General features: G+C 63.5%; 12 protein-coding genes. 10 read left to right on the forward strand and 2 right to left on the reverse strand.

Annotated elements, in window-relative coordinates; all coding sequences use genetic code 11:
- The first annotated feature begins 136 nt into the window (after positions 1 to 136).
- The 4 genes from ACH82I_RS13025 to ACH82I_RS13040 all read left to right on the forward strand — a co-directional run bounded on the left by ACH82I_RS13025 (position 137) and on the right by ACH82I_RS13040 (position 7,609).
- A complete protein-coding gene (locus ACH82I_RS13025) occupies positions 137 to 2,824 on the forward strand; it encodes a helix-turn-helix transcriptional regulator (protein ID WP_413333174.1) in 2,688 nt (895 codons plus the stop codon).
- Between the two features lie 213 nt (positions 2,825 to 3,037).
- Positions 3,038 to 4,984, forward strand: a complete 1,947-nt coding sequence (locus ACH82I_RS13030; protein ID WP_413333176.1) for a polysaccharide biosynthesis protein — start codon at positions 3,038 to 3,040, stop codon at positions 4,982 to 4,984.
- Positions 4,981 to 6,201, forward strand: a complete 1,221-nt coding sequence (locus ACH82I_RS13035) for a DegT/DnrJ/EryC1/StrS family aminotransferase (RefSeq protein ID WP_413333178.1) — start codon at positions 4,981 to 4,983, stop codon at positions 6,199 to 6,201. The genes ACH82I_RS13030 and ACH82I_RS13035 overlap by 4 nt, the downstream gene beginning before the upstream one ends.
- Before the next feature lie 91 nt (positions 6,202 to 6,292).
- Positions 6,293 to 7,609: a hypothetical protein gene (locus ACH82I_RS13040; RefSeq protein WP_413333180.1), complete on the forward strand. Its 1,317-nt coding sequence runs from the start codon at positions 6,293 to 6,295 to the stop codon at positions 7,607 to 7,609.
- On the opposite strand, the gene ACH82I_RS13045 is transcribed toward ACH82I_RS13040, so the two are convergent.
- Positions 7,598 to 8,665 carry an ATP-grasp domain-containing protein gene (locus tag ACH82I_RS13045; protein WP_413333182.1) on the reverse strand — a complete coding sequence of 356 codons (1,068 nt, stop codon included), beginning with the start codon at positions 8,663 to 8,665 and terminating at the stop codon, positions 7,598 to 7,600. The two genes, ACH82I_RS13040 and ACH82I_RS13045, sit on opposite strands and share 12 nt — an antisense overlap.
- Positions 8,666 to 8,854: 189 nt before the next feature.
- Complete coding sequence (locus ACH82I_RS13050; RefSeq protein ID WP_413333184.1) at positions 8,855 to 9,052, reverse strand: hypothetical protein; 198 nt, start codon at positions 9,050 to 9,052, stop codon at positions 8,855 to 8,857.
- 69 nt (positions 9,053 to 9,121) lie between these two features.
- On the opposite strand from ACH82I_RS13050, the gene ACH82I_RS13055 reads away from it, so the two are divergent.
- From ACH82I_RS13055 to ACH82I_RS13080, 6 genes are all read left to right on the forward strand, one after another.
- The gene (locus tag ACH82I_RS13055; RefSeq protein WP_413333186.1) at positions 9,122 to 9,739 is read left to right on the forward strand and encodes a low molecular weight phosphatase family protein; all 618 of its coding nucleotides are present in this window, start codon (positions 9,122 to 9,124) and stop codon (positions 9,737 to 9,739) included.
- A gap of 80 nt (positions 9,740 to 9,819) precedes the next feature.
- Positions 9,820 to 10,422, forward strand: coding sequence for a sugar transferase (locus ACH82I_RS13060; RefSeq protein WP_413333188.1), 603 nt, complete (start codon positions 9,820 to 9,822; stop codon positions 10,420 to 10,422).
- The gene (locus ACH82I_RS13065) at positions 10,409 to 11,770 is read left to right on the forward strand and encodes a lipopolysaccharide biosynthesis protein (RefSeq protein ID WP_413333190.1); all 1,362 of its coding nucleotides are present in this window, start codon (positions 10,409 to 10,411) and stop codon (positions 11,768 to 11,770) included. Before ACH82I_RS13060 ends, ACH82I_RS13065 begins: the two co-directional genes overlap by 14 nt.
- A gap of 4 nt (positions 11,771 to 11,774) precedes the next feature.
- Positions 11,775 to 12,953 carry a glycosyltransferase family 4 protein gene (locus ACH82I_RS13070; protein ID WP_413333191.1) on the forward strand — a complete coding sequence of 393 codons (1,179 nt, stop codon included), beginning with the start codon at positions 11,775 to 11,777 and terminating at the stop codon, positions 12,951 to 12,953.
- A gap of 87 nt (positions 12,954 to 13,040) precedes the next feature.
- Positions 13,041 to 14,588 carry a polysaccharide biosynthesis tyrosine autokinase gene (locus ACH82I_RS13075; RefSeq protein ID WP_413333193.1) on the forward strand — a complete coding sequence of 516 codons (1,548 nt, stop codon included), beginning with the start codon at positions 13,041 to 13,043 and terminating at the stop codon, positions 14,586 to 14,588.
- 48 nt (positions 14,589 to 14,636) lie between these two features.
- Positions 14,637 to 16,082 (forward strand): O-antigen polymerase, encoded by a 1,446-nt coding sequence (locus ACH82I_RS13080; RefSeq protein ID WP_413333195.1) that lies wholly within the window; start codon positions 14,637 to 14,639, stop codon positions 16,080 to 16,082.
- Positions 16,083 to 16,091 lie beyond the last annotated feature (9 nt).

Raw genomic sequence — 16,091 nt, forward strand, 5'->3', positions numbered from 1 at the left:
ACCATCGATGTATGGACATCAACCTTCAGCCTCCTCTGCGAACCATTCCCCGCGCTGCACGCACGGCAGCGTCCGTCCCCGGACCGGGGATCATTCTCCGAATGATCTCCCCGGACTCCCTGACGGGAGGTGGATCATGCGCCAGGTGATCCGTCGCAAGGAACTCGGCGACCTCCGCTCCCTCCTCGACAGGCACTGCACCGCAGCACTCACCGGCGGAATCGGAACCGGCCGTCGTTCCCTCCTGCGGGCGCTCGAATCGGAGTGGGAGGGAACGGCCATCCGGGTCGCGACGAGCCCGCTCGACGAGGAGACTCCCTTCTCCGGGATCGGCGGTCTGCTCGCTGCCGTCAGCGCCTCCGCCGACGGACTCTCGGATCCGGCGGAGCTCTCCGCCGATGAGATCGTGCCGAGCATCATGGCGGCTCTCCGCTCGATCCTGGGAGCAGAGGACACGCTCATCCTCATACCCAATGCCGACGAGATGGACAGGGACTCGCAGCGGGTGCTCGGGCAGGTCCTCCGCCGTCTGAAGACCGGACGCCTGCATATCGTCATCACTGCACGGTCGATCGACGATGACGGCCCGTTCGCCTCGGTGCCGGAGATCGCACTCGGGGAGCTGAACATCGCCGAACTCATCGAGCTTGCCCGCGACCTTGCGCTCGCCCGCTTCGGACACATGAAGATCGCCGAAGAAGCAGCCCAGATCGCCGCCCACGCCGCGGCAGGCCGGCCCTTGGCAGTCAGCCACATCCTCGAGGAGATGGCGCCGAGTGAGATGCGCGGTGAGATCGCATTAACGATCCCGGTGCGAGTGGGACCGGCCAGCCGTCCGATGATCGCCGACTACGTCGAGGGGCTGACGCCCGATGCCGATGCGCTGCTCAGATGCCTGTCCCTGTCCCCGCTGACACCTCTGCGGCCCCTGGCCAGGAGGATGCCCGGGTTCTGGGAAGCTGTCGACGAGTTGGAGTCGCGCGGGACGATCGAACGCCGGGGAGCCTTTCTGCGGATACCGCACGGATTCGTCCGCGCCATGGTGCAGCAGTCGATGGGGGTGAGCGAGCGCCGCAGAACCCATCTCGCACTGGTCGAGGACTGTGCCGACACCTGGCCGCAGGTCGAGGCGTGGCACGTCTCGTTCGTCGATCCGGGTGAGGAGACCGCGCAGCATCTGGCGGCGCACGCTCTCGGGCTGGTTCGAAGCGAACTTACCGCCGCCGGCGTCGAATTCGCCGAACGCGCCATCCGGGTCTGCAACGATCTCGAAGAGCTGCGCGGTCAGCTGGTCGAGATCGCCGAGACACTGTCCGATCACGGGCAGTTCGCCTTCTCCCGTCGCTATGTGCGGATCGCCTCCCGATCGAACCGGGCAGCGGTCGTCGTCCGCGCTCGGGCCCTCGAAGTCCGCAACGTCTTCCTGGAGACGCAGACACTGCCTTCTTCGCTGTTCATGTCGTGGAGCAGGGACGAATCGGAGCAGGCGCCCGCCGAAGTGGCGCGCCTGCAGCTGACTCTCGCACTCTGCCACTGTGAACGAGGCGAATTCCCCCGAGCGCGGGAGCTCCTGGCGCTCGCCGAAGCCACCGGCGAGCACTTTCGCGCAGGGGAACAGCAGCTTGCTCAGGCGGTTCGCATCCTGCTCGACAGCAACAGCGGGCAAGACGGATCGGCACTCGCCGGATTCGCGAGCCTGCAGAGACACCAGGATTCGATCAGACCGAGCTTCGGACTCGCCGTCGCCACCGGGCTGATGCTCACCGAACACTATGAGGCCGCTGCGGCTGTACTCGACCATATCGGTGAGACGAGCGCTGTGAACCGAGTCTGGAGGCGACAGGTGGACTGCGTCCGCGCAGACCTGGAAGTGCGCCTCGGCCGCGTCAGCCAAGCCGTCGACATCGTCGACAGGATCATCGCGGAATCGACCGCTGACAAGAGCAGAGGGCTCGCCGTCATCCGTCGGGACCGGACTCTGCTGCTGCACGCCTGGAAGCTGCTGCTGACCGGGCGCGCCGGAGAAGCGGGACCGATCGAAGAACAGACCGCGGCCCTGGCTTCGGCGACGACCAATCACCGCCTGCTGGCCGAACTCAATGCGCTTCAGGGCAGATACCTGTTGCGCACCGACTGTCCGGCCGAAGCCCTCGGACACCTTCGGCGCTGCGAACAGCTCTCCTCGGTTGTGACCAATCCGAACGTGCGTCGAGTCGACGGCGACCTCATCGAGGCGTTGGTGAGTGTCGGCAGACGGGAACATGCGACTCTTCTGCTGCAGAAGCTGCGCGACCGCGCAAAGACATGCCCTTCTCGGTGGACCGAACTGGTCGTCGGCCGGAGCGAAGCACTCCTGGCCGCCGGTGATACCGCCACCGATCTCTTCGGGCGAGCACTGCGGCAGGCCGGCTCCACCGAATTCGTTTTCGAGAAGGCAGTCACTCATGCTGCTTTCGCATCGAGGCTCACCGACAACGGCTCGCAGTTGAGAGCGCGCGAACAGAGGCTCGCGGCTGCAGCACTGCTTCGCGAAGTCGGGGCCGGTCGACTCGCCGAACATCTCCGCACCGGGCAGATCGTCGAAGAGCCTCAGTCACCGACGAAGCCCGAGCTGCCACGCCTCGGCGAACTCAGCGATGAGGAGCTCAAGGTCGTCGAGCTGGTCCGGGCCGGACTGAAGAACCGGGAGATCTCCGAACGGATCTTCGTCTCGCTGCGCACCGTCGAACTCCGGCTCACAGCTGTCTACCGCAAGCTCGACGTCGGTTCGCGAACCGAACTCGTGTCCCGTTTGGCGGGCAACCCGCGTCTCGCCGCCGTCTGAGCACCGGCGGAGGAGGAATTCTCTGAGCGGCATACCGCACGGCCGTCGCGGATGACCGCAGTCCCTTCTCCGCAAGCGGCGGGGCAGTCACCAAACCCCCATAACGTGAAGTCGACGCATTCCGCAGTTGGAATCGCTGCATCGTCGGCTCTCACCGACGATGCCCGGCAGCCACAACGACTGGGCCGGATCAGTCGAGCATGGGAGATCACGATGACTGTGTCAGAACATCCGAATCCACTCACCCGCACGGGCGCCGTGGGTGCGGCCCCGCCAGCCACGGTGAACTCCGGCGCGACACGGGCGGCGCGGCTGGCAACGCGGATCTGGAGGGGCAAGGCCAGATTCCAACTGGTCTTCGACATCGCGACATGGGCTCTTGCCGGATTAATCGCTTCGGCCGCCATGGGCACAGGTGCCGTCGGCGCAGTCGAATTCGCCTCCGCAGCCACGGTCGCAGTGATTCTGCAGCTGCTCCTCGGTCTGCTCATCGGTCTCTACCGCAGCCGCTACCACTACGGCAGCTTCGCCGAATACGGCGGCATCGCCATCATCGCTCTGATCATCGCGTGCGGTTTGATGGCTGTCACCTTGGGGGATTCTCCGTTCGTTCTGCTCACCGTGTTCTCCGCCGTCATCTTCATGACCGGCAGCCGCTACCTCGTCCGCTGGTCCCACCAGATCGCAACGCGCCCGCTGCAGGGTGAGCGAGTGCTCGTCGTCGGTGCCGGTGCCGCTGCCGAGTCCCTCATTCGACAGATGCTCTCCGGCCCTGATGGCGCCTATCTTCCTGTCGGGCTCATCGATGATGACCCGCACAAACGCCATTTGAGTATCCACGGGGTTCGTGTCCGTGGGACGAGTGAGGACATCGCCGAGGTGGCCAGATGGCTCAATGTCGCCGGAGTCATCGTCGCGATCGCCGATTCCCAAGCGGAGTTCCTGCAGACCTGCCGTGATCGACTGCAGCCGACAGGAAAATGGCTGAGAACGATTCCTCCGCTGGCAGAGATGGTCACTCGAAAGGTCGAGATCGGCGATATCCGCGATATCAAGGTCGAAGACCTCATCGGCCGTGCCCCGGTGCACACCGATCTGGCAGAGATCGCCGAGAAGGTGGCCGGCAAGCGTGTGCTCGTCACCGGAGCAGGGGGATCGATCGGCAGCGAACTCTGCCGGCAGCTCTTCGCTCTCCACCCTGAGAGTCTCGTCATGCTCGATCGGGATGAGACCGCGCTGCATGGAGTCGAACTCACGCTCTATGGTTCGGCGCTGCTGATGTCGCCGAATACCGTGCTCGCCGACATCCGCGACCGGAGCGCACTTGACCATATCTTCGCCGAGGCGAAGCCGGAGATCGTCTTCCACGCGGCCGCACTCAAGCATCTGCCGATGCTGCAGCGGTTCCCTGAGGAGGCCTGGAAGACGAATGTCCATGGCACTCTCAACGTCCTCGAAGCCGCGCATGCTGTCGGAGTCGAAACCTTCGTCAACATCTCGACGGACAAAGCCGCCGCACCGACGAGTGAACTGGGCCGGAGCAAGCGGATCGCCGAACGACTGGTCAGCGGATTCGCAGCGAAGTCGCCGGGCACATATCTCTCGGTCCGCTTCGGCAACGTCCTCGGTTCGCGCGGATCGGTGCTCCTGTCGTTTCAGGAGCAGATCAGACAGGGCGGTCCGATCACGGTCACCGATCCGGAGGTCCGACGCTTCTTCATGACGATCCCGGAGGCCTGCCAGCTGGTGCTGCAGGCGGCGACGATCGGCGAAGACGGCTACGTCATGGTTCTCGACATGGGCGAACCGGTGCGCATCGTCGACATCGCGCGCAGCCTGGTCGCGATGTCGAATCAGAATACCGAGATCGTCTATACGGGGCTGCGCGAAGGCGAGAAGCTCGATGAGGAGCTCTTCGGAGACTACGAAGGCACCGTCATCCGCATCCACGACAAGATCAGCCGGGTCGAAGCGCCGGAGCTCTCCCCTGCCGATCTGCCCGTGGACATGGCTGAGAGAAGTGTCATCGACGAGTTCTGCAATCGGAGCTGCCGCAGTCAGCCGGAACTCGGTCATCAAGTGGACCGCAGAGAACCCGTCGGCGGGTCCGCCCTCCTGCCGGAACCGGCCACATTGATTTCGGACGAGGTCAGGCCATGACCATCTTAGACGCAGCACCGATGACGCCGCAGACCGCACCGGAGCCTCAGCCTGTTCCGGCTGCCAGCCGGATCCTGCTGTCGGGCCCCGACGTCGGGGACCTCGAAGAGGAATTCCTGTTGCGCGCGTTTCGCAGCGGCTGGATAGCACCTGTCGGTCCGGACCTCGAAGCGTTCGAGACCGAGCTTGCGGCAAGAGTCGGAGTCTCTTATGCGGTTGGGCTCTCATCCGGCACGGCGGCACTCCACCTCGGCCTTCTCGGTCTCGGAGTGCGACCGGGAGACCTGGTGGTCACGTCGACGATGACATTCGCCGCAACGGCGAACGCCATCACCTATTGCGGAGCCGAACCAGTATTCGTCGACTGCTCCTCGGACGGAAACATGGATCCGGCACAGCTGCACCGGGCTTTGAAGAACTCGATACGAGGGAGGAGGAAGCCGGCGGCAATCGTCCCGGTCGACCTGCTCGGACGGCCTGCCGACTACGACCGGATCCTGCCGATCGCGGCCGAATTCGACGTCCCCGTCCTCGTCGACGCCGCAGAATCGCTGGGATCCCGCTATGGAGCTGCCACCTGCGGCAGCTTCGGAGACGCCGCGATCGTGTCATTCAACGGCAACAAGATCATGACCACCTCGGGTGGTGGAGCACTGCTCACCGACGATTCCCGCTTGGCAGAATACGCCCGCTTCCTCTCGACCCAGGCCCGGGAGCCGGTGGCCCACTACGAACACCGGGAGATCGGGTTCAACTATCGGCTGAGCAATCTGCTCGCCGCTCTCGGACGGGCGCAGCTGACCCGGCTCGACGCAATGGTCGATCGTCGCCGAGAGATCCGTCGACGCTACAGCGACACAATCGCTGCCGTTCAGGGGGTTTCTGTGTTCGGCAACGACAACGACCACCGCGACAATGCCTGGCTGACGGCGATCCTCGTGGACGAGCGTCGGACCGGATTCAGTGCAGCCGAGCTGGGAGCCTGGCTGGCCGAACACGATATCGAAACCCGACCGCTGTGGAAGCCGATGCACTTGCAGCCGGTCTTCGCCGAGGCACCGATGTACGGCGGAGAGATCTCCGAACGCATCTTCTCCACCGGCCTCAACCTGCCGAGCGGATCGACGATGACCGATGCCGACATCGATCGTGTCATTTCCATTGTGACTGCGTACTTCGAGCTTCGAGGCGCAGCCGTCGATGGAGCTGCACCGTGACCCAGTTCCGTGGCAGACGGTCCCACACTCGACTTCCCCAACGCGCCAACGCAACCTGACACAGATACTGGAAGAGGAGAAGGGAAACCTCATGTTGTCCACAGCCCGCCGATTCGCGGCTCAGATGCTGCCGAACGGAGTCTCACCGTCAGTCGTCGAAGAGGTCTATTCGACTCTGAACAATCCCGCATCCCGTTCATCCTCTGAAGCATTGGAACAGATCGCGCACCATGCTCGCACTCATGTGCCCTTCTATCAGAACGTGAAGGGCGAGGGTTTCGAGTCGCTGCCGGTGGTCACAAAACCGATGATGGTGGCGGACCGTTCTCAGTTCTTCGATGAGAGGGTGAGTGCTGACAACCTAGCAAGCCGTTATTCGTCAGGGACTTCTGGTGTACTCTACGATTCCTATTTCGATGCCGACCGGATCTCTCATCACAGAGCCGAAATGGTGGCTGCTTTTCGATTCCTCGGCGCCGACCCGTTTGCTCCGACCCTCCACGGCACGACATGGTTCGACGTTTCGGCCACATCCAAGCTGGTGTATTTCCTACAAGGCAAGCGGATGTACAGCGGAGAGCACGATGAGCGGAGCATTCGGGGGATCGCTCGATGGCTGAAGCGCCGACGCGGCACCATCGTCGTTGCGCTGTGCTCCTATCTGGATGCGCTCTTCGAGGGCTTTCGCAGGTACGACATCGAGTTCGCAGAAGGAGTCATCGGCGCAGTGCTCGGAATCGGTGAGCCCGCTACCAGCTCAGTGAACGAACTCATCCGCACCCAAGCAGGAGTTGATCTCGCTATGAGGTACTCCAATACCGAGAATGGGATCTTCGGAATCTCGGACGGCGCGCTGACCCGTTATCGGCTCAACACTGCGACCTTCCATTTCGAGATCCTGGACCTGGACTCGGACCGCCCGGCACCGCCGGGCGGAATCGGACGAATTGTGGTCACTGACCTGTTCAATCGTGCTTCGCCCTATATCCGGTATGACACAGGCGACATCGGGCGGTTCGGTGTCGATGACGCCGGTGCGACGATTCCCGGCATACTGCAGGAGCTCGGTGGGCGCAATCGGGATTTCTGCATCGGTGGTACCGCAGAGGCGCCTCAGAGGATCCTGCATATGGGAATGATGGAACGTGCTGACCAGGTCCAGGAGATCCGACAGTTCCAGCTTCGTCAGAACGATATCGGGACGTTTACCTGGGTGCTCAATGCGCCCCGATCCGCAACCCTCGAGTTCCGTCTTCGCAGCATCCTCGACGACTGCGTCGGAGACATCGTGCGCTGTGACTTCATCTATGATTCGCAGCAACTCGTCGTCGGGTCCGGTAAGCGTCAGAGCTTCGTCAACGAAATTCCCAATCCAGAGCGTCTGTTCAGGGCCCGATCACTCAACTGAACTGGTAGGAGTCACCGGAACCCTTCCCGCGACTCGAATGCTTTCGTATTTCGCCGAGACAACGCCGGGCTCATAGCGACTCCACTCGAGCCCGACGTCTCTGCCCATGGCCTGGGCCAGACAGTACAGCGGGACATCGGCTCCGGCGAGATGCACGAACGGATACCCTCCGCCGAAGCGCGGATTGATGTCGATGACAGTGCTGCGTCCCTCCTCGTCGAGGAACATGTCGACATCGATGAGTCCGGTGAGCCCAGCCGCTTCCGCGATGAGAGCCGAATTCGCGGCGAACGGGGCAGGATCCACCGTCACCGCTTTGTCCGTCTCGCCCGCTCTCATCCGCAGCTTGCGTCGGGCAAGGACAGCCGCGAGGCCACCGGGGGCATGAAGCGCACCGACGATATCGACACCGTGTTCAGTGCCGGAGAGCCTGGGTTGGACCACGACGTCGTCGGCAGTCGGCTCACCGCCCGATTTCGCAGGTGCGGAGAGCAGCGATTCGGCCACAGCTTCTTCTGCCCGACCAGCGGGCACGATTGCGAGACCAGACGAGCCGCTGCCGAAACGGTGTTTGACGACGACGTCATCGGTACACGATGCAAGTGCCGACAGTCCTGGGCCGTCTCCGCCGGTGACCGTCGGGGCAGTTCGCACGCCGATCGCGGTGAGCATCTGCGCCATCCGCAACTTGTCGACGCAGCCGCGCTGCCATTCGGCGGACACACCGGGGACGAGCACTCCTGACTGTCGCATTCGGTCCGCGAGGTCCGTATTCACGTGGAGATGAAGGAGCTCATAGTCGTTGACGGAGATGAACAGCTGCGGTTCGAGGTCGGCGATGAGATCCAACAGGGCGGTCTCATAAGCAGGGTCCGAGTACTTCGGCATGATTGTGCCGATGTCGCCGTAAGTCGCGGACGAACTCGTTGTGTCGTTCTCAGTCACGACCACTCGACCGTCGATCTCGAGTGTGTCGAAGGCCTGCCGGAACCAATCGATGAGATACAGGCGGCGGCCGGCGGAGCCGATCACGACTGTGGCTGGAATCGACGTCATGTGGTCCTCCTGCAATCGCTCAGCGCAGTGCGAGCTCTGGGCGTATGTCTCCTCGGAGCGAAGAAAACTGCACCTTGGAACGGCCGTCGTCGGCCTGGTACTCAGAAGCCTATCCGCCTCTGAGACAACGAACCAGGATCCGCTCCGCTCCAGACCCGTTCAAGCGGGTCACCGCAGGGTCACTGCGGGTCACCGCAGGCTCATGTGGAGCCCCGGTCCGATCTCCTTCCGTGCCGGTAGCGTGAAACCCGAAATGCCGAGCTTTCCGAGCTGGTCAGAACGGTGCAGAAGAGTCTTTGAGAGCTCGCCGGTGTCGTCGGTCGCAATCATCGACAGCAGTCCTGCGCGCAATGGTTCCGCAGTGTGAAAGGACAGGTTCATGGGCAAGTTCGAAGTGGATCCGCTGTCGGCGGTTGCTGCTGACGCAAAGGTGACGACGCAGAGTACGGAGGAGCAGTGACACTTCAGACGTTCCATGTGCTCGCTGTCTGCACCGGCAACATCTGTCGGTCGCGCATCGCAGAGCTGGTGCTCGCAAAGAGATTCGCCGACGTCTCCGAGATCCGTCTGCGGTCGGCCGGGACACGGGCCGCCTCGGGGTGGCTGATTCCGGAGGAGGTGCGAGAGATCGCCGGTTACATGGGCGTCGAGGAGATCCGTACCCGTCGCACGAAGCAGGTGAGCGAGCAGGTTCTCGGCGATGCCGACCTCGTCCTCGTAATGACACGGGATCATAGGCGGGAAATGGTCGAACTCAATCCGCGAATCATCCGCAGAACCTTCACGATCCGTGAACTCGCCAGCCTCGCAGCGGTGACTCGCGACGCCGACATCATCAGCGAAGGCGGCGGGCCAACAGCAGACAGGGCCGCGCGCCTGCGCGCCGCAGTCGGAGCAGCCGCAAGGCGACGCAGCCGGCGCCGGTCACCGAAACAGGTCACGGTTGACGATGTCATCGATCCCTACGGCTGCGATCGTGACACCTACGCCCGATCGGCGCTCCAGCTCGCTCCCGCGGTCGAAGGGGTCGCGGCTCTGTTCCAAAGGGCGCTCAACCTCGGGGAGGGAGAATGATGGGCAAGATCGATCCGACGACGCCGAGCCGACGGCGAGGTCACCCGACCGTGGTATGCCGGAGGCGGCCGTATGACACGGTGAAGCGGACGATCGATGTCTGTGCCAGTGCGCTCGGCATCATTGTGACGGCACCGGTGCAAGCGGGGGTCGCTGTGGTCGTCCTCGCCGTGCACGGTCGGCCGGTGGTCTTCCGCCAGCCTCGTCCGGGGCGAGGGGAGGAGATCTTCGAGATCCTCAAGTTCCGGACCATGCTCCATCCGGACGACAAGCATGTCACCGACGGCCAGCGCCTGACCCGGCTCGGACGGTTTCTGCGGGCTTCGAGTCTCGATGAGCTGCCCTCGCTGTGGAACGTTCTCCGGGGCGATATGAGCCTCGTCGGACCGCGACCGCTGCGGGTCGAATATCTCGAGCGCTATACGCCGGAGCAATCGCGACGGCACGAGACTCTGCCGGGAATCACCGGCCTGGCACAGGTGCGAGGCCGCAATGAGCTCGACTGGGATGACAAGTTCCGCCTCGATGTGGAGTACGTCGACCGCCGGTGCCTGCGTCTCGACCTGCACATTCTGCTGCAGACGGTGCAGACCGTGCTGGCCAGACAGGGCATCAACAAAGGCGGATTCGATACGATGCCGACGTTCACCGGAGAGAAGGACCCCGGCGATGAACGTACGTGACCGATTCAGCGGCGCCAAGCTCGCCGCCGCGGTGCTGGTCGCATCGCAGGTGTTGGCCGCCGGCGGCGCCGTGGCAGTGAACCTGCTGGCCGCTTTCGTGCTCAGCCCCGCCGGGCGCGGTGATCTCGCATTCGCACTGCAGCTTGCGTACTTTCTCTCGGTCTTTGCGATCATGGGCCTCGAACGCCCCTTCATCGCGGCACGGTCCGGGGGATTCGGCACCGAGTACCGAGTCTTCTCCAAAATGGTGACACCGGGAACTCTCTGCATCCTGCCGGTCGTGGTCCTTGCCGCCATGTTCTCGCCATTCAGCACCGACTGGCTGTGGCTGGGCGTCATTGCGATCGCCGGCTATGTCGCACTCAATTCCTTGGTGCGGGCACTGCGCGTCGCCTATGTCTGCAGCCGTGAGTGGAAATGGTTCACGGTCAATGCGGTCGCCACTCAGGTCATCATCGTCATCGGTGCCATGTTGCTGGTGCTCTTCAAAGTGGACGATCCGGTGCTGTGGATGTGGGCCTACGCCGCCTCGGCGCTGCCGGCCGTGGCGCTGCTGTTCCTCGTGCCCAAGTCGTGGAAGCCCGCGGCCCCGTCGCGGGCGGAGAGTCGGGGACTGCGCCGCCGCGGCCTGGTCCTGCTGCCCTCGGATTTCAGCAACACTGCAATGCTTCGCTCGGATCGACTGCTGCTGCCCATGCTGAGCAGTTCGGCGGCGCTCGGCCTCTACGTCACCGTGGCCACTGTCCTGGAGATGGCCACCTGGCCGGTGCAGCAGTGGGTGGATGCCTCCCTGCGCAGCTGGTCGACGTCGTTCGCATCGCGTCCGCTCCCCGTCGTCAGGCTCATCGGCGGAAGCCTCCTCCTGCTCGCCGTCTTCGCCGGGCTGCTCGGGACCGCAGCCTGGGCCATGATCCTCTTCGTCCTCCCGGAGTCCTACCTTCCGGCGACTACTGTGATCATTCCCCTCGCAGTGTCTGCCATCGTATTCGGCCTCACACGTGTCCAACAGGGACTGCTCATCGCCGCGGACGCGCCGGGAACCGTGTCGATCGTTGAGATCATCGGCACCGCAGCCTCGCTGCTGGCCTACCTCGCTCTGATTCCGCCCTTCGGGATGCTCGGCGCGGCCTACGGATCGATCATCGGCTACAGCGTCTGCGCTGCGGCCGGTGCGATCGCCCTTGCCAGAGTGTTACGCAGCAGACGTGAGTCAATGATGCGAGCACAACCACCGGACTGCGAGCCGGGTGGTGCGGTAAGCGACGCAGAGACACCCGCGCTGATGGCGGCGACCGAGGAGTCTGCCCCCGAGACGACCGACCGATTCACAGACGAGACGAGGAAATGAACCCATGGACATCCTGATGATCGCTCATTTCACCGGCGGTGGACGCCACCCCAATGACCGTTTCGACGCCTTGGCGAGCATACTCGCCCGGCGTGGAGCGCAGGTGGAACTCGTCACTTCGTCTTTCCATCACCTGTCGAAGTCGCAGCGGGACCTCACTCTCATCCGGAACCCGCAGTATCTGACGACGTACCTGGCTGAACCGGACTACCGCGGCAATGTGTCCATCGGACGTCTGCGCAGCCATCGTGTGCTGGCCAAGAGACTCGGCGAGTATCTGCAACAGCGCAGAGTCCCTGATGTCGTCTACTGTGCCGTCCCCTCTCTCGAGGTCGCGCAGGTCGCCGCCGAGTTTGCCGAACGGCACGGAGTACGATTCGTCATCGATGTCCAGGACCTGTGGCCAGAGGCCTTCGAAATGGTGCTCAGACCGCAGTGGGCAGGTCGTCCTCTGTTCGCGCCTCTGCGCCGAACGGCCGAACGGATCTACCGGGCAGCCGACGCAGTGATCACCGTCTCCGAGACCTATTCGAGCCGAGTCGCCGATGCACGCGGGGACGAATCAGCAGTGAGCACCGTCTACCTGGGAACGGATCTCAGCCGCTTCGACCGATTCACAACAGAGCGACCGAGCGACGACGGATACGTCGAACTCGCCTATATCGGGACCCTGGGCCACAGCTATGATCTGCCCACCGTCTTCGGTGCTGTCCGCAGGCTGAACCACGATGGCATCCCCATGCGGCTGCACGTCATGGGCACCGGGCCGTTCGAAAGCCAATGGAGGCGTGAAATGGCCGATCTGCCGGACGAAGTCATCTTCTACGGACGACTCGAATTCCCGGAGATGGTTGCCCGCCTGCGCGGCTGCGATATTGCGATGAATCCCATTGTCGCCGGGGCCGCACAGTCCATTACCAACAAGATCGGTGACTACGCGGCGGCAGGCCTGCCCGTGGTCAATTCTCAGGAATGCGAAGAATACCGCGACCTCCTCGAGGACTACGGTGCCGGCATCAGCTGTGATCCGAGCATCGAATCCATGTCCCATGCCCTGGTGGAGATGGCGACCGACAGGCAGCTGGCCGAACGCGGACGCGGATCCCGCCGCATGGCCGAAGAACGGTTCGACCGTGCCGTGACCTATGAACGACTGGGTGAGGTGGTCCTCGATGCCAGCTGAACTCGCACACCCCAGCCTGCTCCACCGGAGCAGAGCCGTGAGCCCAACAGACAACCATCAGAATCCCTTCAATGGAAAAGGCCGATCATGAGCGTTCAGCGTTATCTCACAATTCTCCGCGAGCGGTGGGTTGCCGCATTGTCGACGGTTCTTCTAGTTTTGGCCGCCGTCGGTGGGGTGACTGCACTGCAGCCGCCGACCTACGCGGCATCGGCGAACGTCTTCGTGCGCACGGACCCCGGAAGCTCTGTTGCGGACCGCTCCGCTGCCGCCGACTATGCGCGCCAACAGATCTCCACCTATGCCGACCTGGTGACCACTCCGATCGTCCTCGATCCGGCGATCGACTCGCTTGGACTGACCACCGATGCCGGACAACTCGCGCAACGAGTCTCAGCCACGGTTCCAGAAGACACCCTTCTCATCTCGATCACGGCTCAGGCCGGCGACGCCCGATCCTCGGCAGACCTGGCGAACGCAGTTGCAGCGAGTCTCCGGACGCAGGTGGCGGAGCTCGAAACGGCGAGTGGACCCGCAACCGTCCAACTCACGGTCGTCACCCCCGCCACCGCTCCGAGCAGTCCGGCGTCACCGAACCTGGTGCAGAACTTCGTCCTCGGTCTGCTTGCCGCACTGCTTGCCGGACTCCTCGCTGCTGTGCTGCGAGATCTCCTCGACAACAGAGTCCGCAAGAGCAGCGATGTCGAGGCTCTGACCGATGCAGCGGTCATCGGCACCGTGGCCCGGATGACGGCAGGAGACGACCACACCCTCGTTTCGCAGTACGGAACTGAAGATGATCAGTCCGAGTCCTATCGGGAACTGCGATCCAATCTGCGGTTCCTCGAATTGGGCGAGACGAGTCGCTCACTGCTCGTGACCTCATCGGTGAAAGGAGAGGGGAAGTCGGTGACGTCCATCAACCTCGCTGCCGCGCTCGCCCGTGCCGGCTGCAATGTCCTTCTCGTCGATGCCGACCTGCGGGATCCCTCACTGCACAACTATCTGGGGCTCGAAGGAGGAGCAGGACTGTCAACGGTGCTCATCGGCGATTCCGATCTGGACAATGTGGTTCAGCCCGTGGAACTGCCGAACCTCACTGTCCTGGCCAGCGGTCAGATTCCGCCCAACCCCGCTGAACTCCTCGACAGCGACCAGATGACGGCCTTCCTCGATGAAGCCGCAGCTCGGTATGACGTCGTCATTGTCGACTCAGCTCCGCTACTGGCGGCCACAGACGCTGCCGCGCTCGCCCGGAAGGTATCCGGGACGATCTTCGTTGCCGGCAGCGGAACCGTCCGCCGGACGCAGATGTCGCACGCACTGCGGAAGCTCCAGCTCGTCGATCGGCGCCTCCTCGGCGTAGTGCTCAACGGAATGCCGAAGACCGACAGCACCACCTATTCGCAGATCTACAGAGACGCCTATGCCGCACGGGTCCCGCAGACTGATGAAACGGCAGCGCCACGACGTCGTCTGCGCCGTCGAGCGCGCGCATCGGAACAGCGTGCAGACGTCTCAGCCGTCGAACCGGATGTTCGCGCAGCTGTGGACGAACTGACGGAGAGTCTGCCGGGACGCAGCCGAAGTCGACATTCGGCATCGCACGGGCTGTGGGCTGCCGGCGATGACTGAGCACCTGGTGGTCCATACAGCAGAGAGAGTGGCAGGAGGTGGATGGTCGTGTCCCTGACACTGGTGGAGAAGAAGCTGTCAGCCGATCGCCCCGCTGACTCGGATCCGCCCGTCCATGCTCCGCTCTTCGTCATCGTCTTCACGGCTGCCTGCCTCTTCGTCGTCATCGTTGCTCGTCTGTGGTTCTCGACAGACGCCTCCGTCGTGAACGTCTCCAGCGAGGTGATGTCGATCGTCTCGTTCGTTCATGGAATGACGCTGTTCGTGCTCCTCGGTCGTGACCGCATCACGATGCCCGGCTACTTCATGGCCTCCAGTGCCGCCATCGTCGGGATCAGCGGACTGCTCGTCATCCCTGACCCCTACTTCATCGAAGGAGCCCGCCCCGAGGTCTACCTCAATGCGGCACTGTTCGCCAGCACTCTCACACAGATCGGCATCGGAGCGCTGTGCCTGCGATCAGACTCGACAGGACGCCCAGAGCCGGTGGTGCTGCCGCTGCGAACCGTGCAGTGGGCGCAGGGCACCGGCGCCGTCGTACTCACAGTCGCAGCGGTCCTCGGTGACCGCCTCGAGCCCGTGCTCGACGGGGTCGGGTTCTCAGCCATCCTGCTCATCTGTGTCGCGACGCTGCTGAGCCCGAAGGGTCTGCAGAGTGTGTGGAACATCGTCCTCGTGCTCGGCGCACTCGTGACCTACCCGACGCTGATCATCTCCGGTACGGGCAGACTGCGAGCGATCGCTCTCATCTTGGCCCTCGCCTATGTCTTCTTCCTCCGCTACGGACGGCGCTGGATGAAGACCGTGGGTGTCATCCTCGCGCCCATCCTCTTGGCGGGGTTGGGGGCCTGGAGGAAAGAATACGAGGTGTCATTGAGCGGGGACTACGGCAACGACACCGGACTGTCATCCATGTTCGTGGCCATCGGCAACTTCGGCTCGTTGATCCACGACTCCGAACTGGGACGCCTGCCCACCCTCGGTGCCTCTCTTCTGTCTCCGCTGCGATCCGCGCTGCCCGACGACCTGGTCCCGCATTGGATCCCCGAAGCCATCGGCTATGAACTCGCGGCACTCACCGACCCGGAACTCTACGGGACCGGGTTCTCCACTGTCGCCTCCATCTACGGCGACCTGTGGTGGAACTTCGGCGCACTTGGACTGGTCATCGGGGTCCCGCTGCTCGCTCTGATGCTTGACCGCATCGATATGTGGACGGTCCGCAGCTATCGGAGAGCGGCACAGAGTCCGCGCGACCTGCTGTACTTCGTGTTCTTCGCCTCGCTGCTCGGCGGTGTCGGAGACATCGTCTGGGCAGGATTCCACACTTGGATCGTGCGCATGTACGCCCGGATCGCAGCACTGCTTCTGCTCTGGGCGGTCACGTTCTATTCCCCGGCGCAGATCTTTCCCTCCTACGTGTCCTTCGCAACGCAGGGGCGGCGCACTCCGCCAGGGTGTTCGCTCCCGCGAACTTCGATCCACAGCGAATGAAGGACTGCC

Origin of the sequence: Brevibacterium sp. GP-SGM9, assembly GCF_047300845.1 — a bacterium.
In the GTDB taxonomy this organism is placed as follows: domain Bacteria; phylum Actinomycetota; class Actinomycetes; order Actinomycetales; family Brevibacteriaceae; genus Brevibacterium.

What these genes read in the sequence shown, in the direction of transcription:
- ACH82I_RS13025 (WP_413333174.1), top strand. Translation starts at nt 137, where the DNA reads ATGCGCCAGGTGATCCGTCGCAAGGAACTCGGCGACCTCCGCTCCCTC.
- ACH82I_RS13030 (WP_413333176.1), top strand. Translation starts at nt 3,038, where the DNA reads ATGACTGTGTCAGAACATCCGAATCCACTCACCCGCACGGGCGCCGTG.
- ACH82I_RS13035 (WP_413333178.1), top strand. Translation starts at nt 4,981, where the DNA reads ATGACCATCTTAGACGCAGCACCGATGACGCCGCAGACCGCACCGGAG.
- ACH82I_RS13040 (WP_413333180.1), top strand. Translation starts at nt 6,293, where the DNA reads ATGTTGTCCACAGCCCGCCGATTCGCGGCTCAGATGCTGCCGAACGGA.
- ACH82I_RS13045 (WP_413333182.1), bottom strand. Translation starts at nt 8,665, where the DNA reads ATGACGTCGATTCCAGCCACAGTCGTGATCGGCTCCGCCGGCCGCCGC.
- ACH82I_RS13065 (WP_413333190.1), top strand. Translation starts at nt 10,409, where the DNA reads ATGAACGTACGTGACCGATTCAGCGGCGCCAAGCTCGCCGCCGCGGTG.
- ACH82I_RS13070 (WP_413333191.1), top strand. Translation starts at nt 11,775, where the DNA reads ATGGACATCCTGATGATCGCTCATTTCACCGGCGGTGGACGCCACCCC.
- ACH82I_RS13075 (WP_413333193.1), top strand. Translation starts at nt 13,041, where the DNA reads ATGAGCGTTCAGCGTTATCTCACAATTCTCCGCGAGCGGTGGGTTGCC.